The organism is Bradyrhizobium sp. SMVTL-02 (assembly GCF_051853005.1).
GTDB lineage: Bacteria > Pseudomonadota > Alphaproteobacteria > Rhizobiales > Xanthobacteraceae > Bradyrhizobium.
The window spans coordinates 2753596-2773998 of sequence record NZ_CP182469.1; the positions used below are offsets into that span (position 1 = coordinate 2753596).

Genomic DNA, 20403 nt, shown 5'->3' on the forward strand with positions numbered 1-20403 from the left:
AAAGGCGCTCAATCATGGTCCGGATGTTGATGGCTGACGATGGTCGCCATCTTCTCCGGCCCGTAATTCTGCTGCGTGGTCTGGCTCGGCAGATTGGCGATGCCGACGACCCAGCCGAGGCGGGATTCGGTGCCGTATTGCCGTGTCGGCACCACGTGGTCCGGACGGTCGAACGCGCCGGTCATGATCTCGATGCGCGGCCCATCGATGCGGCGGAAGCTCAGGGGCGTGCCGCAGGCGGCGCAGAAATCGCGCATGGCGATCGACGAGGATTGGAACGCCGATGGCGTGCCCTTGGTCCAGGCAAAGTCCGTCTTCTCGATGTCGGCGAAGGAGGCGAACGGTGCGCCGGTCGCCTTTTGGCACATCCGGCAATGACAGATGCTGACTTTGCCAGGCGGTGCTGAGACCGCAAAGCGCACCGCCCCGCATTGGCAGCCGCCGGTGAGAACGGGTTTGCTGGTCTCGGTCATGCCATTTCCATCCGTCGATAGGCGTCTTGCAACGTGGCAAGCGCATCGCCTCCGGCGAAGACAAAACCCGTGACGCCGGCGGCCCGCAGCGCCGCCTCGGCATCGGTCGGGCGGCCTGCCAGATAGATATGTCGCCCGCCGGCCGATTGCAGGGCCTTTGCCGCAGCTTCGGCGTGTTCCGCGTAGACCTTGTCGCTGGAACAAAGGCAGGCAAGAGCGGCGCCGGAGGCCCTGAAGGCGGCGGCGAGCTTGGCCGGATCGGTAAGACCCTCGCTCTCGACGGCCTGGATGCCGCCGGCCTCGAAGAAGCTTTTCGCGAAGGACGCGCGCGCCGTGAAATCGGCGGGCGTGCCGAGATTGGCCAGGAAGACCTTTGGCCGCGCTCCGTGCGCCTTGAGTGCCGCATCGGATTTGTCGCGCAGCGCCTCGAACGGCTCTGCCAGACGGATCGGCGGCAGCGCATCGAACTTGTATTTCCGTTCCCCGTAAGGCGCGAGCGTAACAGGCGTTGCCTTCAGCACCGCCGTCTCGCTCTCCTGCAGGTTCGGAAACTCGCTGGCGCCGGTCAGAACGTCGCGGCGCTTGGCGATGTTGGCCTCGCGGGCTTTGCGCGCGGTCGCGACCTTGCTCTGGAACAGACCCTGCTGGAGTGCGGCAAAGGCACCGCCGGCTTTCTCGCTCTCCTGGAACAGCGCCCAGGCCGGTTCGCAAAGCTGGGCGGTCAGTGTCTCGATGCCGCCGGCGCCTGCTGCGGGATCGCTGACCTTGGCGAGGTTGCTTTCCTCCAGCAGCAGAAGTTGCGTGTTGCGCGCCACCCGTCGCGCGAACGGATCAGGCAGGCCGAGCGCCAGCGTGTGCGGCAGCACGGTGATGGCACTGGCGCCGGCGAGCCCCGCCGCGAACGTCGCCATGGTCGCGCGCAGCATGTTCACGTAGGGGTCGCGCCGCGTCAGCATGCGCCAGGCCGTATCGGCGGCAATGAACAGCGGTTTCGGCGTCAGCCCGCACGCGGTCTCGATACGAGCCCACAACAGCCGCAGCGCGCGGAATTTGGCCATGGTCAGGAACTGGTCGGCATCGGCAGAGAGCCGCGCATAGATCATACCCTGTGCCTGCTCGAGCGGAATGCCGGCACCTTCGATCGCGCGCAGATAGGCGACGCCGCAGGCGAGCACGAAAGCCAGCTCCTGCGCTTCCGATCCACCGGCATCGTGGATCACGCGTCCGTCGGCCGAGGCAAACGGCCCCTTGAAGCCGAGCGCGGCGAGACCCTTGATGGCGCCGGTGACGGCCGGAACGATCTCGTCCCAAGTGTAAGGGCTGTGGCCCCACACGGCGCCGGCCGCAAGCGGATCGAGCCCGAAGCGGATGTTGCAGGCCGCGGGATCGAGGCCGTTGCTCTTGACATATTCCGCGACATGGATCGCGGCCATCCGTGATTGCGGACCGATCTCGAGCTCGACGCCGATGCCGGCATCGAGATGAACGTCCTTCAGGACTTTCGCGACTGCCTCGGCCGAAGGTTCCAGGCCGAAACCGCGCGCGCCGTTGGCGCCGGCGAACACCAGCGCGAGCCCGGTCGCGCCGTTCTCCAGGTCCTGCAAGGCCTGCGCATTCGCGAGCGCAGCGTCGGGATGGTCGATCCGCTGCACGATCTGCCACGGTGCGGCCGCCGGCCGGCCCGCCACGGGCGCGACGCCCTTGGCGCGCGGATAGAGCGGCTCGATCTTGATTCCGTCATAGGTCTTGCCGACCAGCTTCTCGAACGGCGCCCCCTTCAGCACGCCGTCGACCAGCTTGCGCCAGTCCTCGACGGTAGCCTTGGGAAAATCCGCCGCCAGCGGCAGGTCGTCAGTCACGGAGGTCATACGGCCAAGGGCTCCCGAAAATCTTCTTATTCGCAGGCGAAATTGCCACGGCGGACCGTCCCTGCAAACGGTTGTTTTTGGTTAACCGGTATCCGGAAGCCGCTCAATGCCTTGCGTCGAGACACCGGCAAGCCCGTCACGCACACGAATGCCCGAGATCACGCGGTCCGGCGCGATTTCGGCCAGCGGCACCAGCACGAAGGCGCGCTCGAACAGGCGCGGATGCGGCAGCGTCAGGTCGGGCTTCTGCAAGGACAGATCGTCATAGGCGATCATGTCGAGATCGAGCGTGCGCGGGCCCCAGCGCCGCTCCTTGTCCCGCGTGCGGCCGAATTTCTGCTCGACCTTCTGCAGCACGAACAGCAGCGCATGCGGATCGAGGCTGGTCTCGATCTCGACGCAGGCGTTGATGAAGGGGGCCTGGTCCTCGTCGCCCCAGGGCGGCGTTGCGTAGTCCGAGGAGCGCCCGATCAGTGCGGCCTGCGCCATGCCGCAGATGTGCGAGATCGCCTTTTTGAACGTCGCGCGGACATCGCCGACATTGCCGCCGAGTGCGATCAGCACGTTTCCCATGTCACGGATGCCGCGAGCGCGTCAGCATGATGCCGACGTCGTCGAAGATCGCGGCGATCGGCGCGTGCGGCTTGTGCACGGTGATCTTGACCGCGCGGATGCGCGGGAAGTGCGACAGGATGGCATCGGCGACCGCGCCGGCCGCGCCTTCCAGCAGCTTGTAATTGGTGTTCTTGAAGGCCGCCGTCGTGGTCGCCACGACTTCGGCGTAGGACACGGTGTCGGCGAGCCGGTCGGTGCGCGCAGGTTCCGACAAGTCGGTGTAGAGCTCGAGGTCGATGACGAAGCGCTGGCCGACTTCGGTTTCGTGATCCATCACGCCATGGCGCGCATGGATAGACAGGCCGGTCACGAAGATCGTATCGGTCATTGCTTGCTCTCGATTGCGTGTGCGACCCGCAGGGCCTGCAAGGTCTCGGCGACGTCGTGGGTCCGGATGATCCTGGCGCCGCGCTGCGCGGCGATCAGGTGCGCGGCGATCGAGCCGGCGAGCCGCTCCGATGGCTCCGACGGCGACACCGAGGCGATGAAGCGTTTTCGCGAGGCGCCAACGAGGATCGGCAGGCCGAACCTGTCGAGCTCGCGTAAGCGCGCCAGCGCGATCATGCTCTGCTCGGCTGTCTTGCCGAAGCCGATGCCGGGATCGAGCACGATTTTTTCGCGCGCGATGCCGGCTTTTGCGGCGATATCCAGCGAGCGCAGGAAGAATGCTTTCATGTCTGCGACGATGTCGATGGCGGGGTCGACGCTGTCGCGGTTGTGCATGACGATGACGGGAACGCCCCTTGCGGCGATCAGCGGCGCCATGTCGGCGTCGCGTTGCAGGCCCCACACGTCGTTGGCGATCACCGCGCCCTGGTCCAGCGCGAATTTCACCACCTCCGCCTTCATGCTGTCGATCGACACGGGCACGCCGAGCGCGACGACGGCTGGCAGCACCGGTTTCAGCCGGGCCAGCTCGTCCTCGGCGGTGACCGCCTTGGCGCCGGTGTAGGGCCGGGTGGACTCGGCGCCGATGTCGATGATGTCGACGCCGGCCTCGATCATCGCCCGCGCCCGCACCAGCGCCTGCTCGGGCGCGATGAACTTGCCGCCATCGGAGAAGGAATCCGGGGTGACGTTGAGCACGCCCATCACCGCCGGGATCGGTCGGCCCACGAGCGTCCGCAGCGCATCAGGCGCGGCCGAGCCGGCCGGCCGGACGGATGGGGAGGGCGAGGCATTCATGCGCGTGGCATTGCGCTGTCGTGGAGGGGGAGTCAAGCCGGGATTGGGGACGATTCGCGGCCATTCCGATGCGCACAGACGGCCGAGAGGAAGCGATGTTCTTGCCTACACTCCGTCATTGCGAGGGAGCGAAACAATCCAGACCGTCACCGCGGAAAGATTCTGGATTGCTTCCGCTGCGCTCGCAAGGACGACCTCGGATCAGTGGTACCCCATTTCTCCAGCTTGGTCCGCAGCCTAATACGTGATCTTCGGCGGCAGCTTCTTCGCCTTGGCGATGATGTCGCCGACCGACTTCTCCGACGGCAGGATGCGGACCAGCTTCTTCTTCTCGTTGGCCTCGCGCATGCTTTGCGCCAGCCTGGCCGGATTTCGGAAGGCAAGCTCGCGCACGGTGGTGACGCCGGCGGCGCGGACCAGGCCGACCTTGGCCCGGCCCATGCCGGGGATGCGCATGTAGTCGGAGACGTTGGCCCATTCCAGCAGCAGTTGCTCGCTGATGCCGGTCTTGGCGGAGAGCGCTTTGCGGCCCTTCACGGTCGAGGCGGCCTCGAGCAGCGCGTCGGTGGTGCGGATGCCCTGCGCCTTCAGCTTGTTGGCGGCAAAAGCGGGCAGGCCCTCAATCTCTGAGATCGGATATGTCATGATGCTCGATATGAAAAGCGTTGCTCAGGCGAACTGGCTGAGGCCCGGCGTCCCCGCGATCATCTTGCCCATCTGATCCGCTCCGATTTTATCTCGGCCGTAGCGGAAAGTTCGCGGGCAATGGACTGAATCTCGGACATGCCAAGGCCCAGCCCCATCCAGCCGTGTGCCGACGGCCATCAGGCCGTCGCCCATCAGCCGCGACAGTCCGCCGCCGCTTCTGGACGCCTCGATCGCCGCTTCCGCGCCGGGAATCTCGTTGATCAGGGCTTCGACGTTTTCGGAGGGGCCTTCGTTGCGCAGAAAGCCCAGGATAATGCCGACGGTCTTTTCGGCGACAGCACTATCTATGCTGGCGTTCGCCGCCAGCCGTCCGATCAGCTCGTCCATATGGCCTGCCCCTCAGCCGGTTCACATGCCGGAGTATTGTTTTCGAAAATGATCTTGAGCCGGTGCGATGTGAAATACAAGTGATGAACGCGGCCGACCTCCCGAACGCGCGAAAAGTGTTGCAGCGATGCAAGAGCGGAGATGGAATCAGCAAGAAATTACCGCGGTGCGTACGCCTCGTTCCAACTTTCGGCTGATGTCGCCCGCTTGTTTCCGACAATGTCGCATGTTTAGGCCGCGTTGAACGGTTTTAATCGGCGCGCGACATGCGTTAAACTACGGAACTGGCGCATTTTGGTTTCAATACGCGAAACACGGCAGAGATCAGAGAGAATAATGACGGCACAGGACAGCAAGCTCGGCGACACTGACGACAAGATCTTCGTCGGGAAAGGAGACGAGCAGGCATGGCTGACGCTGGCGCTCGCCAATCGCCATGGCCTCGTCACCGGTGCAACCGGAACCGGAAAGACGGTGTCGCTGCAAGTCATGGCGGAAGGATTTGCGCGCGCCGGTGTCCCGGTCTTCGCCGCCGACATCAAGGGCGACCTCTCCGGCATCTCCGAGCTCGGGGTGCCTAAGGACTTCATCGTCAAGCGCGCCGCCGAGATGGGGCTGGAATTCCAGCCCGATCAGTTCTCGACGGTGTTCTGGGACGTGTTCGGCGATCAGGGCCACCCGGTGCGGGCGACAGTCACTGAGATGGGGCCGCTGCTGCTCGCGCGCATGCTCGACCTCAACGATGTGCAGGAAGGCGTTCTCAACGTCGCCTTCCGCGTCGCCGACGATAACGGGCTCACCCTCATCGACATGAAGGATCTGCGCGCGCTGCTCGACGCCATCGTGCCGGAGCCCGGCAACAAGGGGGCGGATGCCGAGGAAAGCCCGCTGGCCGACATCAAGAAGGAGGCGCAGGGCTTCGGCAACGTGACCAAGGCCACCGTCGGCACCATCCAGCGCCAGCTCCTGGTGCTGGAGAACCAGGGCGGCGCCAAGTTCTTCGGCGAGCCGGCGCTGGCGCTGAAGGATTTCATGAAGACCGATCGTGACGGCCGCGGCATGGTCAACATCCTGGTCGCGGACAAGCTGCTGCAGAGCCCGCGGCTTTACGCGACATTCCTGCTGTGGATGCTGTCCGAGCTGTTCGAGGAGTTGCCCGAGGCCGGCGACCTCCCGAAGCCCAAGCTGGTGTTCTTCTTCGACGAGGCGCATCTGTTGTTCAACGACGCGCCCAAGGCGCTGATGGACAAGATCGAGCAGGTGGTGCGGCTGATCCGTTCCAAGGGTGTGGGCGTCTACTTCGTGACGCAGAACCCGATCGACGTGCCGGACCGCGTGCTCGGTCAGCTCGGCAACCGCGTGCAGCATGCGCTGCGCGCCTTCACCCCGCGTGACCAGAAGGCGGTTGCGGCCGCGGCCCAGACCTTCCGCCCCAACCCGAAGCTCGACACCGCCAAGGTGATCACGGAGCTCGGCAAGGGCGAGGCGCTGGTGTCCTTCCTCGAAGGCAACGGCACGCCGACCATGGTCGAGCGTGTAATGATCCGGCCGCCATCGGCCCGGATCGGGCCGATCACGCCGGAAGAGCGCAAGGCGATCATGGATGCAAGCCCGCTGAAGGGCAAATATGACACCGCCGTCGATGCGGAATCCGCCTATGAGATGCTTCAGAAGCGCATTGCCGGCACCGCGGCCACGGCCGACGGTCCGGCCGGTGAAAGTGGCGGCGGCATCCTCGGCCAGATCGGTTCGATGGTCGGCACTATTTTCGGCACCAACGTCAAGCGCGGCCGCCTCTCGACCGGCCAGGTCATTGCACGCGACGTGACGCGATCGGTCACCAACCAGGTGATCGGCGGGCTGGCCGCCAATGTCGGCAAGTCGATCGGCGGCCAGCTCGGCGGCTCGATCGGCCGCACCCTGGTCCGCGGTGCGCTCGGCGGGTTGCTGCGGAGATAGGCAGCAAGCCCGATTGGAAGCCATTCGTAGTCGAGCGCGGTCGCCTCACAGCGAGCACAATTTCAGGTGAGGGGACTCTCCAAGTCTTCCGCGGTCTGCTACGTCCTGTGCCTTGCCGGACCGGACCATATTGTGACCTTGACCGACCCACTCCCCAAGCCTGATGCGCCGAGACGCCTGTCGCTGCGTGCGCCGCTGGACCTGCTCTTCCTGCTCTGCTGCGTCATCCTGACCGCCGACGTTCTCGTTCCGGAGATCTTCGGCCACGGCAAGACCAAGGATTACGGGCTGTGGTACTGGGCCGGGCAGCAGGTTCTGAACGGCCGGCCGCTCTATCCCGCCGACATCCACTCGTATTTCGAATTCATCTATCCGCCGCTTCCCGCGATCCTGCTCGCGATCCCGAGCTGGTTCGGCAAGATCCCGCTCTACGTCGTGCTGTCGATCCTGAACGTGCTGGCGTGGTGGTACACCGGGACACTGTCCAATGCGATGACCGGCTCGGGCCGCACGGCGGGCCCCTGGCTCGAGGCGCTGCCGGCATTCGTTACCGTGACCTTCGTGTTCGACATGTTCGACCTCGGCCAGCCGAACCTTTTGCTGCTGGCGATGATGCTCTACGGTTTCTGGAGCCTGCAGCATCAGCGATCGTGGCTCGCAGGCTTCATGTTCGCGCTCGCCACCGCCATCAAGGTGTTTCCGATCGCGGTGCTGCCCTATCTGATGTGGCGGAGGAGGTGGGCCACCGTCGCAGCGACGGTCGCCTTCACCGGCATCCTTCTCTATGTCGTGCCGGCGCCGATCCGCGGCTTCGAGCGCAACGCGGCTGAACTCAAGACCTGGTATCAAGGCATGGTCGGCTCGAGCTCGGAAAAAGGCTTTGGCCAGCGCGACGAGCAGAACTGGTCATGGGTCAATCAGTCCCTCATCGCCGTCACGCACCGCCTGGTCCGCCCGATCAACTATAATCAGGAGGATCCGAACAAGCCGCCACGCACGATGAACCTCATCGACGTCGATTACAAAACGGCGAACTGTATCGTGCTGGCGCTGGCAGTGTTGCTCGGGCTCGGCTTCGTCGCGGTGATGCCACGGCAATCGCGGCGGACGGCGCGCTCGGATGCCGAGGAGCTCGGCATCCTGTTCTGCCTGATGACGGTGGCATCGCCGCTCGCGCGGCAATACTACTTCATGTGGCTGTTCTTCCCGATGACGGTGCTGATGCATCGTGCCGCCTTCGACGAGCGCGCGAATGTGCGGCTGGGAACCTGGCTCGCGCTCGGCGCGGCCGGCATTCTCATGCTGCTGGCGCTGCCGTGGTTTCCCAACGCCCTCCAGGCCTGGGGCAACAACCTCGCCGCCACGGCCGTTCTTGCCGGGAGCCTTGCATGGCACATCCGGCATCCGCCGGTTGCGGCTGGCTCCGAGCCCGCGACGGCGCTAAAAGCCAAGACATCTAGCGGGACATCCTAAGAAGACATCTTGAGATCAAAATCGGGAATCCGACCATGGCCAATGCGCAGCTTCAATCCGTGCTCGACCACATCGACAAGGATTTCGACAACAGCCTGGAGCGTCTGTTCTCGCTGTTGCGGATCAAGTCCATCTCCGCCGATCCGGCCTTTGCCGCCGATTGCAAGGCGGCGGCCGAGCATCTCGCCAAGGACATCGCAAGCCTTGGTGCGGCGACCGAAGTGCGCCCCACCGCCGGCCATCCCGCCATCGTCGGTAAGACCCAGGCAGGCGGGCGGCCGCATGTGATCTTCTATGGCCATTACGACGTGCAGCCGGTCGATCCGCTCGATCTCTGGCACCGTCCGCCGTTCGAGCCCGTGGTCACCGACCACGCCGACGGCCGCAAGATCATCGTCGCGCGCGGCGCCGAGGACGACAAGGGCCAGGTGATGACCTTCGTCGAGGCCTGCCGCGCCTGGAAGAAGGTGACGGGCTCGCTGCCGATCGACGTCACCTTCCTGATCGAAGGCGAGGAGGAGGTCGGATCGAAGAATTTCGTGCCCTTCATCGAGGCCAACAAGGACGAGTTCAAGGCGGACTACGTGCTGGTCTGCGACACCGGCATGTGGGACCGCAACACGCCGGCGATCACGACCTCGCTGCGCGGCCTGCTCTATGAGGAGCTGAAGATCACCGCCGCCAATCGCGATCTGCATTCTGGCGTGTTCGGTGGCAGCGCGATGAACCCGATCCGCGTGCTCACCAAGATTCTCGGCGGCCTGTTCGACGACGACAATCGCATCACCATTCCCGGCTTCTATGACGGGGTGAAGGATCTGCCGCCCGACATCCTGGAGCAGTGGAAGAAGCTCAACCTGACGCCGGAGACGTTCCTGAAGCCGATCGGCCTGTCGATCCCGGCCGGCGAGAAGGGCCGGCTCCTGATCGAGCAGGCCTCCTCGCGTCCGACCTGTGACGTCAACGGCATCTGGGGCGGCTATATCGGCGAGGGCTCCAAGACCGTGATCCCCTCGCACGCTTCCGCCAAGGTCTCGTTCCGCCTTGTCGAAGGGCAGGATCCCGCAAGGATTCGCAAGGCCTTCCGCGACTACGTGACAGCGCGCCTTCCCGGCGACTGCAAGGTGGAGTTCGGCGACCACTCCGCCGCGCCGGCGGTGGCGCTCGACTGGAACATGAAGCCGCTCGCCGCGGCCCGCAAGGCGCTGGCGGAGGAATGGGGCAAGGAGACCGTGCTGATGGGCTCCGGCGCCTCGATCCCGATCGTCGCCGACTTCAAGCGCACGCTCGGGCTCGATTCGCTGCTGGTCGGCTTCGGCCTCGACGACGACAATATCCACTCGCCGAACGAGAAGTACGACCTCCGCAGCTTCCAGAAAGGCATCCGCTCCTGGGCCCGCATTCTCGCGGCGCTCGCGGAGGTCAAATAACGCACGGCGCCGCGGGCCGGGCAAAGCGCAGCGTGTCCACCATCCATCCTGGATCGCGAGAGAGGACGTGTGCATGCTACGCTTTGCCCACTCTACGAAGACTCCATCCTCGTCGTTGCGAGCGCAGCGAAGCAATCCAGAATCCCTCCGCGGGTGCAGTCTGGATTGCTTCGTCGCTTTGGCTCCTCGCAATGACGAACGGGCCAAATAAAAACGCCGCCCCGAATTGGGCGGCGTTTCATTCCAAACGTGCAGAGGTAGTTGAGAACTATCCTACACGAAAATCGCCGAATCTCAAGAGCGGTAGCCGGGATTGACGCGGTCGAGCTTGCGCAGCAGCGGCGGCCACACGAGGTTGGTCGCGCGCAGCTCGGCGCGGTCGCGGTTCGACAACAGCTCGGTGTTCTTCTCGATCGCGATCTCCTCGACCGGATAGACCGGCGTGCCCAGCGCCCGCGTGCGCACCTGCATCGAGCAGGCGCGCTCGAGGTGGTACATGCGCTCGAAAGCGGAGGCGACCGAGCGGCCGACGGTCAGCGTGCCGTGGTTGCGCAGGAGCATGTGGTTGTGGTTGCCGAGGTCCTTCTGCAGCCGCGGCCGCTCCTCGTGATCGAGCGCGATGCCTTCATAGTCGTGATAGGCGAGGTCGTGGGTGACGAGCTGGGCGGTCTGGTTCAGCGGCAGCAGGCCCTCCGCGCTGCTCGACACCGCGGTGCCGTCGAGGGTGTGAAGATGCAGCACGCAGATCGCGTCCTCGCGCACCTCGTGGATCGCCGAATGGATGGTGAAGCCGGCCGGGTTGATGCTGTACTCGCTCTCGGAGAGCTGGTTGCCGTGCAAATCGACCTTGACGAGGCTCGAGGCCGTGATCTCCTCGAACATCAGCCCGTAGGGATTGATCAGAAAGTGATGGTCGGGACCGGGCACGCGCGCGGAGATGTGGGTGTCGACCAGATCGTCCCAGCCGTACAGCGCGACGAGGCGATAGCAGGCGGCGAGGTTGACCCGTTGCTGCCACTCGGCCTCCGTCATGTTGGATGGCACTTCCCTCAGGCGGGCTTCTGCTGGTGACATGGCAATTCTCTCCGAACCTCGTTGTTGCGGAGCGAGAGCCTAGACTTGAGCCGGGTTGGCGGCAAGGCGGTCAAATCGCAGCAGCCAAGCGCAGCCCGCATGGAGTGCGCCTGCAGGTTCCGGATTCCAGAACCGCTGATTGCAGGGCGACGCGAGGTTTCGTCTCCGCCACCGTCCGATCGGACAATGATCTTACGGCGCCGGGATCGAGAGCAGGCTGGAAATGCTGCGGCCGCGGATGTCGTAGACGCGGGCGAACACCACGTCGTCGCGCTTGATCTCGACCATGACGGGCGCGGTGAGGCCCTTGCAGTAGAACTCGCCGAGCGTCATGGCGAAATCGGCCGCATTGGAATCCCAGCCGATGGTGAAGTCGGGCCCGAGCGCGACCTGCGCCGGGCGCTGCGGACCGCACACCGCGACCTTCCACTTGCGATTGACGGGCGGCACTTCCTGGCGCTCGACCAGCTGCTCGCGCAGTTCGTCCGAGGCCTGCTTCAGCGCGAGGCCCCAATAGTCCAGCATGAAGCGGTCGTCGGCGGCGCGCACGGTGCCGGCGATGTGGTTGAAGTGGGTGTACTGGTAGGGGTGCAGCCGGATCATCTCGGCGAGCGAGAGCGCGAGGCCAAAACAGAAAGTCGCGAGCACGACCGGCTGCCAGGTGCGGTGGTTGACGCGCAGGCGCTCCATGCTCCAGGCGAAGGCGACGCCGCCCAGCACCGCCATCGGCGGGATCACGAAGACGAAATGGCGGATGCCGTTGTAGAGCGCCGGCCGCTTCACCATCGCGATCGCGAGCGGCAGGGTCGCAGCGAGCGTCAGCATCAGCAGGATGGTCTTGCGGCGGGCCGCAACGTCGTCGCGCGGCAGCAGCGCGAAGGTGCTGACCACGGCGCCGCCCATCAGCACCAGCATCACCTCCGGCAGCTGCAGCGCGAACAGCGTCGGCAGATAGGACCAGGGCATGTCGGGCACGGACACGATCGCGCCGTCGAACATCTCCTTCCACGGCTTCTCGAAGAAGTGCGAGAAGTAGGTCAGCGCCTCGAACGGATTGCCGGGCTCCATGATCGACCACGGCCAGATCAGGCCCATCACCAGGTAGCCGACCACGAGGCCGGGCAGCAGCACGTAGACCACGTGGGCGAAGCGCCGGACCGACTCGCGCGGGCCCTCGTTGCGCAGTTCCTCGAGGAACAGCGGGATGAAGCCGATCATGGCGTAGACCAGCGAAAGGCCGCCGAGGATGCGCGTGCCGAGCGCGAGGCCCGCCCCCAAGCCGACGATGAGGATCGTGCGCGGCGAAGGTTGCGGATATTCCTCGGCGAGCCGGACCAGCCCCAGCATCAGGATGATCATGGCCACCGCGAAGGGCGCATCCTTCGGGTTCATGAACATGTGGCCGTAGAAGATCGGGCACAGCGCGAGCAGCAACAGCGCGGCAAGACCCGCAAGGGGCCCGCCGACGCGGCGGCCGAGCCGCCAGGTCACGGCGAGTCCGGTCACGCCGACGATGGCGCCGACCAGACGGCGCGTCTCGAACAGCTCGAGCGGGAGCACCTTGTGCAGCAATGCCGCGACCATGTCGAAGCCGCCGCCATACATATAGAGATTGGCAAAGGAGAGCGCCGCGGTGTCCTTGAAGCCGGAACCGTACATGCGCAGCAGCAGGTCGGCATATTCAGCGTGGGTGTAATCGTCCCAGCCGAGCCCGTAGTCGCGGAAGGTCAGGCCTGCAATCACGGCGACCGCGGCCAGCACCAGCATGGCGAGATCGTCGCAAGTCCGTTCGACCGAGCGCCGCAGAGGCGTGTCGATCGCCGAAGTCGTGATGGATGTCATGGCTATTGGTGACCCGGAATCCCCTCTTGGCCCAGCTGGTGCGCGCGGGCCACTTCCCCGGACTCCGTATAGCGCAGTTCCATGACCAAGTAATTGGGCATTATGGCTAAATTCCTGATGCGGCGCAGCAAATCCTTGCAACCGGGGCATCCCATCAGTAGCGAGCCGTAGCTGAAGGGAATGTGAATAAGTCCCTGATTTCCTTCTCTTTAGGAACGCGGACCACAATTCACGGTTGGCGTGCAACGCCGTATGACGCTATCGTGGCGCAACGGGTGTCGCGTGTGGATGCGCGGCCGGGGGTGAGTTCGATGAGCTTGGCATTGTTGATCGTGGGGATTGTCGCTGTGGTGGCGGGCCTCCTTGCGATCCTGTTCGGCTTCACCGTCAGGGAATTCAGCCTCGGCAGCACTCTCATAATCTCCGGCACGATCGGCGTCTGCTCCGGGATGTTACTGGCCGGCCTGCACTTGGTGCTGCTGGAGCTGAAGGGCATCGCTCGCCGGCTCGCCGGTGCACCGTCCGAGGTTCGGGTCAGGCCCGTGCTGCCGGGCCTCGCGGTGCCGGGCGCGCCTGTGCCCGAGCCGCTGCCTGGTCCCGCCATGCGAGCCGAGCCGACATCTCCGCCCTCGCCGGCAACGGCGCCGCCATGGCTGGGCGAAGCACCGGTGCGCGAGCGTCCGCGCGTCGAGACGCCGCCGGAGCCGGTCGCCCCGACGCCTCCTTCGCCACCGGAACCGCCGCGCCGTCGCAACCTGCTGTTCGCCTCGAGCTCACGCAAGGAGCGCGAGCGCACGCAGGCCAAGGCCGCCAAGGGCACGCTGCCGGCTGCTGAGCCCGCAACACCTGCCGCGCCTGACACCCCTCCTGCGAGTTTCGACGATGCGTGGCCGACGCCGGATCGCATGCGTCCGCCGGAACCGCTGGCCGCCGCACGCCGTCCGTTCCCGCCACCGCGCCCGCCCTCGTCCTTCACCGAGGCTCCCCCGCCGCCGGCTTCAGCCGAGCCGGAGCCGGCGGCCGAGCAGCCGCCGGTGACGGTGCTCAAATCCGGCATCGTCGACGGCATGGCCTATTCGCTCTACTCCGACGGTTCGATCGAGGCGCAGATGCCGGAAGGCATGATGCGCTTTGCCTCGATCGACGAGTTGCGCACGCATCTCGACCAGCGGTCCTGAGACCTGGGGAACGCAAGTCCGGGTACGCAAGTCTGGGCTTTGCAAGTAAAGCGCGACCGTTCTTGTCACGTCGTCAGTCGTCAGCTCATATTCGCCAGTTGTCGTATTTTCGCCGAACGTATTGTTGACACGGAATACTTTGGCGTCGTCAATCCCGCGCGGCGCAACAGGGAAGGGGCAAGCCCATGTCGGATGCCGGGGCCAAGAATTTCATCGAGCTGACGGCGAGCATCGTGTCGGCCTATCTCGGCAACAATCCGACGCCGGCTGCCGAGATTCCGAACTTGATCAGCCAGGTGCATGGCGCCCTGGTGCGGGTCTCGACGGGCCGCACCGAGGCGGCGCCGCTCGAGCCGGCAAAGCCTGCCGTCTCGCTGAAGAAGTCGATCGCGCCCGACTATCTCGTCTGCCTGGAAGACGGCAAGCGCTTCAAGTCGCTGAAGCGCCATCTGCGCACCCAGTACAACATGACGCCAGAGCAGTATCGCGAGAAATGGGGCCTGCCGGCCGACTATCCCATGGTCGCGCCGAATTACGCGGTTGCGCGCTCGCAGCTGGCCAAGCAGATGGGACTGGGACAGCAACAGCGGAAGAAGGGGAAGTAGTTCAGCCGATATTCCGTGGGGTCGGGCAAAGGGGCTCTTGCGCCGTGCCCACGAATTCTCACCAGGTCACACGCAAAGGGGGGCAGGCGCCGCTTTCCCCATCCCACGGAAGTTTGCTGTGTGGTTCGCTACGTGCGCTGCTCACTCGAGGGGGCATCTTTACGACGCTTCCGCGAGCGCCTCTTTCGCATCCGTTTTGATGCGCTCGACCATCGAGCGCAGGCCGTTGGACCGCTGCGGCGTCAGATGATCGCGGAAGCCGAACTCGTTGAACACGGCGATCGCGTCGGTATCGAGGATTTCTTGCGGCGTGCGGCCGGAATAGAGCGCGAGCACGATCGCGACGAGCCCGCGCACGATATGGGCGTCGCTGTCGCCGCGATATCTGAGGATCGGCACGCCGTTGCTGCGGTCGACCAGCTTCTGCAACCAGACCTGGCTGACGCAGCCCTGCACCTTGTTCTCGGCGGAGTGCTCGGCCTCCGGCATCGGTTCCAGGGTGCGGCCGAGCTCGATGACGTACCGGTATCGGTCGTCCCACTCGTCCAGAATCTCGAAATTGTCCCTGATTTCGTCGATCGTCGTCATATCGGCCCACAGTTCCCGTTAGGGCCAATATAGGGACGCGACGCCGTGAAATCGATAGGGTTTGGCTCCTAATTCGCTGCCTGAGGACCGCGCCATTCCAGCGCGAGGTCGTCCTGGGTCAGGGTGTCGCGCGGCGCCTCGTTCGCGGCGGCGTCGCCTTCGCCGGCCATTGCGATCGAGCCGGTATGGTCGGGTGCCTTCTTGTTGTCGTTCTTGTTGTTCTCGTTCTTGTCGTTGGTGATCTGCTCTTTCTTGTCGTTGATCATCTGATAGATCTTCTTCGCGCCGTCCTGGGCGCGCTGGCCGATGATGGTCGCGGCCTGGCCGCCGACCTCGCAGGCCGCCGGCTGGCGCTTGCAGAATTGCGTCATGTCGGAGACGGCCGCGGTCGCAGCCTGCACCGCATCGGCCGCGCCGATCTGCGGCAGCTTCTCCGATTCGGGCGTCTTGTCCCTGGGCAGGAGCACCAGCACCAGCCCGAGCCAGAATGTGATGCGGAGCAGAAAGCGCATCTTGAGGAACCTGTACGTTAGACCGCCGCGGCGATGTCCGCAGAGCGCGTCGGACCTGGCAACCCTCGATAAATCGCAAGTGATTGCCTTGAGCTTAATTCGCGGAAAATCGCCGCAAAAATCTTCGCGAGGCCCCGGTCTCGTAAATTTTCCATTGATGCTGTGACCGTGGCCTTCGGGGATCCGCGCATCCACCATTTCGAAACCATGCGGAGGACGCTGAAACCCTGTGTTCACCATCCCCACGGAAGACGTCGTCAAATCGTCTAAAAAGCCGCGCGACGACACGGGTGTCCGGCCGCGCGCGTTGCCGCCTTAGCACTCGTTTAAGGTCGCTCTGACAGGTTGGCTCAACGACAAGGAGGCGTTCCGGCGCGTCTTCTCAAGACGATTGAGCCGAAGCGCGAGACCCGTGACAGTTTTGAGTATCATCCGCGATTGTCTCGATGCGCTGCTGCATCCCTCCGCGCGTTACGATGCGCTGACGCGAGCGCGCCATCGTGCCTTCATGGCGCCGCGGCTGCTCGGCAGCCTGGCGGCCTTTGCCGCATTCCCTGTTTATCTCGCCATGCGTGGCGCGCCGAGCGCGCTCGAGGTCGCGGCCTTTGCCTGGCTGATCGCGCCCATCATGCTGTCCTGGTTCCTGTCGCGAACCGGCCGCTACGAGGGCGCGCATGTGCTGTCGTCGCTGGCGCTCTCCGGCCTGATCATGGCGGTCGCGGTCACCACGGGCGGCATCGCGTCATTCGCCGCGGTCTGGCTGGTGGTTGTTCCCCTCGAAGCTGCGCTCTCGGCCTCGCGGCGCGTCGCAGCCTTTGCGTCGCTGCTCGCGCTGTCCTGCGCCGGAGTGCTGATCATCGTCAGCCAGCTCGGCTGGCTGCCGGTGGAGGAGCCGAGCGCTGCGCAGCGCGGCGTGCTGATGGCCTTCGGTATCGCCTCGGCTACTCTCTATGCTGCGGGCCTTGCCTTCGGCGCGGAATCGCTGGCGCGCACCAGCGTCGTCCTGTTGTCGCGCGAGGAGGAGCGCTATCGCCTGCTCGCGCGCAACATGAGCGACGTCATCTCCCGGCATCAGCGCAACGGGGCTGTGCAGTTCATCTCGCCGGCAGCCGAGGCCATGCTCGGCATACCTGTCGCGCAACTGCACGGCCACGGCCTGTTCGACCGCGTCCATGTCGCCGACCGTCCGGCCTATCTGACCGCGTTGTCCGATGCCGCGCGCGGCGACGTGCGCAGCGTCGAGTTCCGGTTGCGGCGCGAGCCTGCCGGCTCGGAGCGCGGCCAGGTTGATTTCATCTGGGTCGAGATGCGCTGCCGGCCGCTCGACCAGAATGGCGGCCGCGATCCCGCGCGCGAGGTCGAGGTCGTCGCCGTGATGCGCGACGTCACCGACCGCAAGCATTCCGAGCAGGCGCTCGATCAGGCCCGCAGCGCGGCGGAAGCCGCCGATGCCGCCAAGACGCGCTTCCTCGCCACCATGAGCCACGAGCTGCGCACGCCGCTCAATGCGATCATCGGCTTCTCCGAGATGATCGCGCAGGAGCAGACGCTGATGCTGGGTGCGGCCCAGCGCAAGGAATATGCCCAGCTCATCAACGATTCCGGCCAGCATCTGCTCTCGGTCGTCAACGGCATCCTCGACATGTCCAAGATGGAATCGGGAAATTTCGAGATCGCGTCGGAGCCGTTCGCGCCGCGCGCCGCGCTGCTGCATTGCTGCAACCTGCTGGCATTGAAGGCGCGGGAGAACGGCATCGACCTTATCACCGACGCGCCGCAGGACCTGCCGGTCATGACCGCCGATCCCAGGGCCTTCAAGCAGATCGTGCTCAACCTCGTCGCCAACGCCATCAAGTTCACCGAGCGCGGCGGGCAAGTGTCCGTATCAGCCGTGGTGACCGGATCGCAGCTCACGCTGCGCATCAGCGACACCGGCGTCGGCATCGCGCCCGACGATCTCAAGCGCATCGGCGCGCCGTTCTTCCAGGCCGGCAAGACCTATCAGCGCCGTCACGAAGGCACCGGCCTCGGTCTTTCCATCGTCAAGAGTCTGGTGGCATTGCATCTCGGCGAATTGACGGTACAAAGCAGGTTGGGTGAGGGCACCGCCGTCACCGTCAAGCTGCCGCTCGACTATACGCCGCCGCAAACCAAACCGGTCGAGAGCAAGGTCACGACCTTGACGCCGGTGCCGCGCCAGGAGCTTCACAAAGAAATTCGCGAGCTTCACGAAGAACTCAACGATCAACGTCACGACCAACCCGCTCCGGTGAAAAAAAGTGCCTAGGAAGTCTGCGAAGGACGAAGCTGCTCCGCGTCGCCGCGGCGGCAAGGCTGCGGTCATCGATGTCGAGACCGAGCGCAACCTCGTGATGCGCGTGCTGCTGCACAGCCCTAAGGACACGATGGCCGGCCTCGTTGCCGTCGCCGCCATCGGTGCGATCGTCGCCAATGCGCTGTTCCTGCAGACCGGCCGGCATCCGGCGCCGATGTTCGGCACCGTGATCAATCTTCCCGCGCCGTCCCCGGTGCCGCTGTCGAATCCAATGCCGCGTCCGCGCCCCGTCGGCGCCGATACCTCGCCGCTCGAGCCGAGGGCGACCGAGTTTCGCGTCGAGCCCAAGCCGGCCGAGCGCGTCGCCGAGAAGCCGGCGGAGAAACCGGTCGAAGCGACCGCATCGACGCCGCGCGCGGGCAATGATCCCATGACCAGTCTGGTCAAGGCGACGACCTCGACGCCGCCGTCCGCGATCCGTCCGCCGGCACCGATTCCGGTGCAGCAGAGCCCGGCCGCGCGGCGCATCGCCGGCGTGCAGCGCGCCCTGTCCGAATACGGCTACGGCAATCTGAAGATCACGGGCACGCTGGGCGGCGAAACCCAGTCCGCGATCCAGAAATTCGAGCGGGAGCACAAGATGCCGGTCACCGGCCAGGTCTCCGACCGCCTGCTGCGCGAGCTCGCCGCCGCAATCGGCCATCCCGTCGAATAGTCGTCACGGCAGCGCGCAAGGCTGGTGCTGTTGGCGGCACTGGCCTATCGTCCTTTCCATGCGTTTGAAATCCAACATATGGGTCGCGGCCTATTTGCGCCGGTGTCAGACCGAGGGCGTGTTCGGGGCGGTGCGCCGCCGCGGCGCCGAGGAGGCGGGCGCGGTGTTCGTGAAGGTGTCGCTGCTCGACGGCAACGCGATGCTCTACGTGCCGGCGCCGCAGACATCTTATGACGACGGCCGCCCGGTTGACCGCTTCTTCGTGCCGGTCGCGCCGCAGCCGCTGCCGGAGCACGCGATCGAGGAGCGCCTGACCAAGGAGCTCCGCTTCGATCCGGATGCATGGATCGTCGAGACCGAGGACCGCGCGGGGCGGCATTTCCTGGAATTGGCGAAGACGTAACGCCAACGGTCATTGCGAGCGCAGCGGCTTGTCCGCCGAAGCTTGCGCGAAGGCGGAAGCAATCCAGAATCTTTCCGGGGAGGGGCTCTGGATTGCTTCGCTGCGCTCGCAATGACGAGCTTGGGCACGTTGCGTGCCCAATACCCAACGTCGGCCGCCCCGAGGCAGGTGCGGGCAAATCAGCCCTCCGACGATCCGCCGGTACCCGTCCGCATCGCAGGCGCGGAGCCCGGCTGCACGCCCGGCCGCGTCTGGCTGGCGCCGGCGCGGGCGCGATGGCGTTCGCCGTCATGCAGCGAGGACTGGTGCTTGGCTCGCGTGACGGCGAGCGTCGAGCCGCGCCAGGCCGCCAGCATCACCAGCGCCGAGCGGTCGTCGAGGCGATCGTAGAGCCGCGACAGCCGGTACACCTCGTTCACGGAATTGCCGATCTCCGGCTTGAAGAACAAGAGGATGCGCTGGAAGTTCGGGCTCGGCATGTCGAGCGCGCGCGCGGCGACCGCAAGCGCTTCGCCGCCGGCATCGTCGACGATCTGTGCCGCGACGCGCGAGGGCAGGATCAGGCTGTCGCCGAGCTCGAGCGTGAAATTATCGACGTCGCCTGCGATCGCCGCCATCTCCAGGATCTGGATCGCGCGCTTGGCGCGCACGGTCGGAATCCGCGGTGCTGCCTTCAGCGGCGTCTGCGCCAGATTGTGCAGATCAGCGCGCGCTCGGAGGCGGTCGCGCGGAAGAACATGTCGTGGATCTCGGCGGCGTCCTTCGGCTGCATCGCCATGTTCGCGGCCATGCGCTGCTCGGCCTCGGTCGGCGTGCTGGCCTGGGACGGGGCCGGCGCGGTCGCGGGGATTTCGCGCGCCAGCGGCACCCTGCGGCCTTCCTGGGCCGCGACCAGCCCGAGCTTTTGCAGCACCGGGACGGGCGTCTGCGGATAGATGGCGAGCTTCGCCTTGATGGCCGCGCGCGTCGCATCGTCGACCTGGTCGATCAGCCGCGTCGCAAGCTCGATGAACTGACGCTGTTCGTCATCGCTATGGACGCGGGTCTGGACATAGAGGTCGGTCAGCACGCGCAGCAGCGTCGGCCGAACATCGACGCCTTCGCGACGGGAGAGGCTCATCAGCCCGTCGAATCCGGGAAACAGCGACTTGGTCATGGAGGCGTACGCAACTC

At 65.4% G+C, this 20403-nt stretch carries 18 protein-coding genes and 2 pseudogenes; 8 read left to right on the plus strand and 12 right to left on the minus strand.

Annotation, left to right across the window (positions count from 1 at the left end):
- Positions 1-8: 8 nt before the first annotated feature.
- From ACNJYB_RS12770 to ACNJYB_RS12800, 7 genes and pseudogenes are all read right to left on the minus strand, one after another.
- Entirely contained in the window at positions 9-473 is a 465-nt protein-coding gene (locus tag ACNJYB_RS12770; protein WP_439374286.1) for a GFA family protein, read from the minus strand.
- A complete protein-coding gene (locus ACNJYB_RS12775; protein WP_439374287.1) occupies positions 470-2341 on the minus strand; it encodes a methylmalonyl-CoA mutase family protein in 1872 nt (623 codons plus the stop codon). Before ACNJYB_RS12775 ends, ACNJYB_RS12770 begins: the two co-directional genes overlap by 4 nt.
- Positions 2342-2422: 81 nt before the next feature.
- Positions 2423-2914, minus strand: coding sequence for a 2-amino-4-hydroxy-6-hydroxymethyldihydropteridine diphosphokinase (gene folK, locus ACNJYB_RS12780; protein ID WP_439374288.1), 492 nt, complete (start codon positions 2912-2914; stop codon positions 2423-2425).
- A gap of 1 nt (position 2915) precedes the next feature.
- Complete coding sequence (gene folB / locus ACNJYB_RS12785; protein WP_008132622.1) at positions 2916-3284, minus strand: dihydroneopterin aldolase; 369 nt, start codon at positions 3282-3284, stop codon at positions 2916-2918.
- A complete protein-coding gene (gene folP / locus ACNJYB_RS12790) occupies positions 3281-4141 on the minus strand; it encodes a dihydropteroate synthase (protein WP_439374289.1) in 861 nt (286 codons plus the stop codon). Before folP ends, folB begins: the two co-directional genes overlap by 4 nt.
- 237 nt (positions 4142-4378) lie before the next feature.
- Entirely contained in the window at positions 4379-4786 is a 408-nt protein-coding gene (locus tag ACNJYB_RS12795) for a DUF4332 domain-containing protein (RefSeq protein ID WP_439374290.1), read from the minus strand.
- Between the two features lie 24 nt (positions 4787-4810).
- Positions 4811-5176, minus strand: a pseudogene (locus ACNJYB_RS12800) (DUF2267 domain-containing protein).
- A 336-nt stretch (positions 5177-5512) separates the two neighbouring features.
- Here ACNJYB_RS12800 and ACNJYB_RS12805 point away from each other — a divergent pair.
- The 3 genes from ACNJYB_RS12805 to ACNJYB_RS12815 all read left to right on the plus strand — a co-directional run bounded on the left by ACNJYB_RS12805 (position 5513) and on the right by ACNJYB_RS12815 (position 10038).
- On the plus strand, positions 5513-7135 hold the full coding sequence (locus tag ACNJYB_RS12805; RefSeq protein WP_439374291.1) for a helicase HerA-like domain-containing protein: 1623 nt from the start codon (positions 5513-5515) through the stop codon (positions 7133-7135).
- 132 nt (positions 7136-7267) lie between these two features.
- Positions 7268-8608 (plus strand): glycosyltransferase family 87 protein, encoded by a 1341-nt coding sequence (locus tag ACNJYB_RS12810; RefSeq protein WP_439374292.1) that lies wholly within the window; start codon positions 7268-7270, stop codon positions 8606-8608.
- Between the two features lie 35 nt (positions 8609-8643).
- Positions 8644-10038, plus strand: a complete 1395-nt coding sequence (locus tag ACNJYB_RS12815; protein WP_439374293.1) for a M20/M25/M40 family metallo-hydrolase — start codon at positions 8644-8646, stop codon at positions 10036-10038.
- Positions 10039-10332: 294 nt separating this feature from the next.
- On the opposite strand, the gene ACNJYB_RS12820 is transcribed toward ACNJYB_RS12815, so the two are convergent.
- Together ACNJYB_RS12820 and ACNJYB_RS12825 are read right to left on the minus strand one after the other, a co-directional pair.
- Complete coding sequence (locus ACNJYB_RS12820; RefSeq protein WP_439374294.1) at positions 10333-11112, minus strand: class II aldolase/adducin family protein; 780 nt, start codon at positions 11110-11112, stop codon at positions 10333-10335.
- 192 nt (positions 11113-11304) lie between these two features.
- The gene (locus tag ACNJYB_RS12825) at positions 11305-12954 is read right to left on the minus strand and encodes a glycosyltransferase family 39 protein (RefSeq protein WP_439374295.1); all 1650 of its coding nucleotides are present in this window, start codon (positions 12952-12954) and stop codon (positions 11305-11307) included.
- A gap of 311 nt (positions 12955-13265) precedes the next feature.
- Here ACNJYB_RS12825 and ACNJYB_RS12830 point away from each other — a divergent pair, with 311 nt between their 5' ends.
- Positions 13266-14132 (plus strand): DUF308 domain-containing protein, encoded by an 867-nt coding sequence (locus tag ACNJYB_RS12830; protein ID WP_439374296.1) that lies wholly within the window; start codon positions 13266-13268, stop codon positions 14130-14132.
- Positions 14133-14317: 185 nt separating this feature from the next.
- A complete protein-coding gene (locus tag ACNJYB_RS12835) occupies positions 14318-14737 on the plus strand; it encodes a MucR family transcriptional regulator (RefSeq protein ID WP_063690921.1) in 420 nt (139 codons plus the stop codon).
- A gap of 159 nt (positions 14738-14896) precedes the next feature.
- Here the strand turns inward: ACNJYB_RS12835 and ACNJYB_RS12840 are convergent, their stop codons facing one another.
- Both ACNJYB_RS12840 and ACNJYB_RS12845 read right to left on the minus strand, forming a co-directional pair.
- On the minus strand, positions 14897-15325 hold the full coding sequence (locus ACNJYB_RS12840) for a SufE family protein (protein WP_439374297.1): 429 nt from the start codon (positions 15323-15325) through the stop codon (positions 14897-14899).
- Between the two features lie 68 nt (positions 15326-15393).
- Positions 15394-15837: a DUF5330 domain-containing protein gene (locus ACNJYB_RS12845; RefSeq protein WP_439374298.1), complete on the minus strand. Its 444-nt coding sequence runs from the start codon at positions 15835-15837 to the stop codon at positions 15394-15396.
- Between the two features lie 412 nt (positions 15838-16249).
- Between ACNJYB_RS12845 and ACNJYB_RS12850 the strand changes: the two genes are divergently transcribed.
- From ACNJYB_RS12850 to ACNJYB_RS12860, 3 genes are read left to right on the plus strand one after another with little or no spacing between them, the layout of a single operon-like run.
- Complete coding sequence (locus ACNJYB_RS12850) at positions 16250-18124, plus strand: ATP-binding protein (protein ID WP_439374299.1); 1875 nt, start codon at positions 16250-16252, stop codon at positions 18122-18124.
- The gene (locus ACNJYB_RS12855) at positions 18117-18827 is read left to right on the plus strand and encodes a peptidoglycan-binding protein (protein WP_439374300.1); all 711 of its coding nucleotides are present in this window, start codon (positions 18117-18119) and stop codon (positions 18825-18827) included. Before ACNJYB_RS12850 ends, ACNJYB_RS12855 begins: the two co-directional genes overlap by 8 nt.
- Positions 18828-18885: 58 nt before the next feature.
- The gene (locus ACNJYB_RS12860) at positions 18886-19230 is read left to right on the plus strand and encodes a DUF1491 family protein (protein WP_439374301.1); all 345 of its coding nucleotides are present in this window, start codon (positions 18886-18888) and stop codon (positions 19228-19230) included.
- A gap of 179 nt (positions 19231-19409) precedes the next feature.
- Here the strand turns inward: ACNJYB_RS12860 and ACNJYB_RS12865 are convergent.
- Positions 19410-20386: pseudogene (locus ACNJYB_RS12865) on the minus strand (DUF2336 domain-containing protein).
- Positions 20387-20403 lie beyond the last annotated feature (17 nt).

Excerpts from the sequence above, each read along its gene's own strand:
- ACNJYB_RS12770 (WP_439374286.1), bottom strand. The coding sequence starts at position 473 with ATGACCGAGACCAGCAAACCCGTTCTCACCGGCGGCTGCCAATGCGGG.
- ACNJYB_RS12775 (WP_439374287.1), bottom strand. The coding sequence starts at position 2,341 with ATGACCTCCGTGACTGACGACCTGCCGCTGGCGGCGGATTTTCCCAAG.
- folK (WP_439374288.1), bottom strand. The coding sequence starts at position 2,914 with ATGGGAAACGTGCTGATCGCACTCGGCGGCAATGTCGGCGATGTCCGC.
- folB (WP_008132622.1), bottom strand. The coding sequence starts at position 3,284 with ATGACCGATACGATCTTCGTGACCGGCCTGTCTATCCATGCGCGCCAT.
- folP (WP_439374289.1), bottom strand. The coding sequence starts at position 4,141 with ATGAATGCCTCGCCCTCCCCATCCGTCCGGCCGGCCGGCTCGGCCGCG.
- ACNJYB_RS12795 (WP_439374290.1), bottom strand. The coding sequence starts at position 4,786 with ATGACATATCCGATCTCAGAGATTGAGGGCCTGCCCGCTTTTGCCGCC.
- ACNJYB_RS12805 (WP_439374291.1), top strand. The coding sequence starts at position 5,513 with ATGACGGCACAGGACAGCAAGCTCGGCGACACTGACGACAAGATCTTC.
- ACNJYB_RS12815 (WP_439374293.1), top strand. The coding sequence starts at position 8,644 with ATGGCCAATGCGCAGCTTCAATCCGTGCTCGACCACATCGACAAGGAT.
- ACNJYB_RS12820 (WP_439374294.1), bottom strand. The coding sequence starts at position 11,112 with ATGTCACCAGCAGAAGCCCGCCTGAGGGAAGTGCCATCCAACATGACG.
- ACNJYB_RS12825 (WP_439374295.1), bottom strand. The coding sequence starts at position 12,954 with ATGACATCCATCACGACTTCGGCGATCGACACGCCTCTGCGGCGCTCG.
- ACNJYB_RS12830 (WP_439374296.1), top strand. The coding sequence starts at position 13,266 with ATGAGCTTGGCATTGTTGATCGTGGGGATTGTCGCTGTGGTGGCGGGC.
- ACNJYB_RS12835 (WP_063690921.1), top strand. The coding sequence starts at position 14,318 with ATGTCGGATGCCGGGGCCAAGAATTTCATCGAGCTGACGGCGAGCATC.
- ACNJYB_RS12840 (WP_439374297.1), bottom strand. The coding sequence starts at position 15,325 with ATGACGACGATCGACGAAATCAGGGACAATTTCGAGATTCTGGACGAG.
- ACNJYB_RS12845 (WP_439374298.1), bottom strand. The coding sequence starts at position 15,837 with ATGCGCTTTCTGCTCCGCATCACATTCTGGCTCGGGCTGGTGCTGGTG.
- ACNJYB_RS12860 (WP_439374301.1), top strand. The coding sequence starts at position 18,886 with ATGCGTTTGAAATCCAACATATGGGTCGCGGCCTATTTGCGCCGGTGT.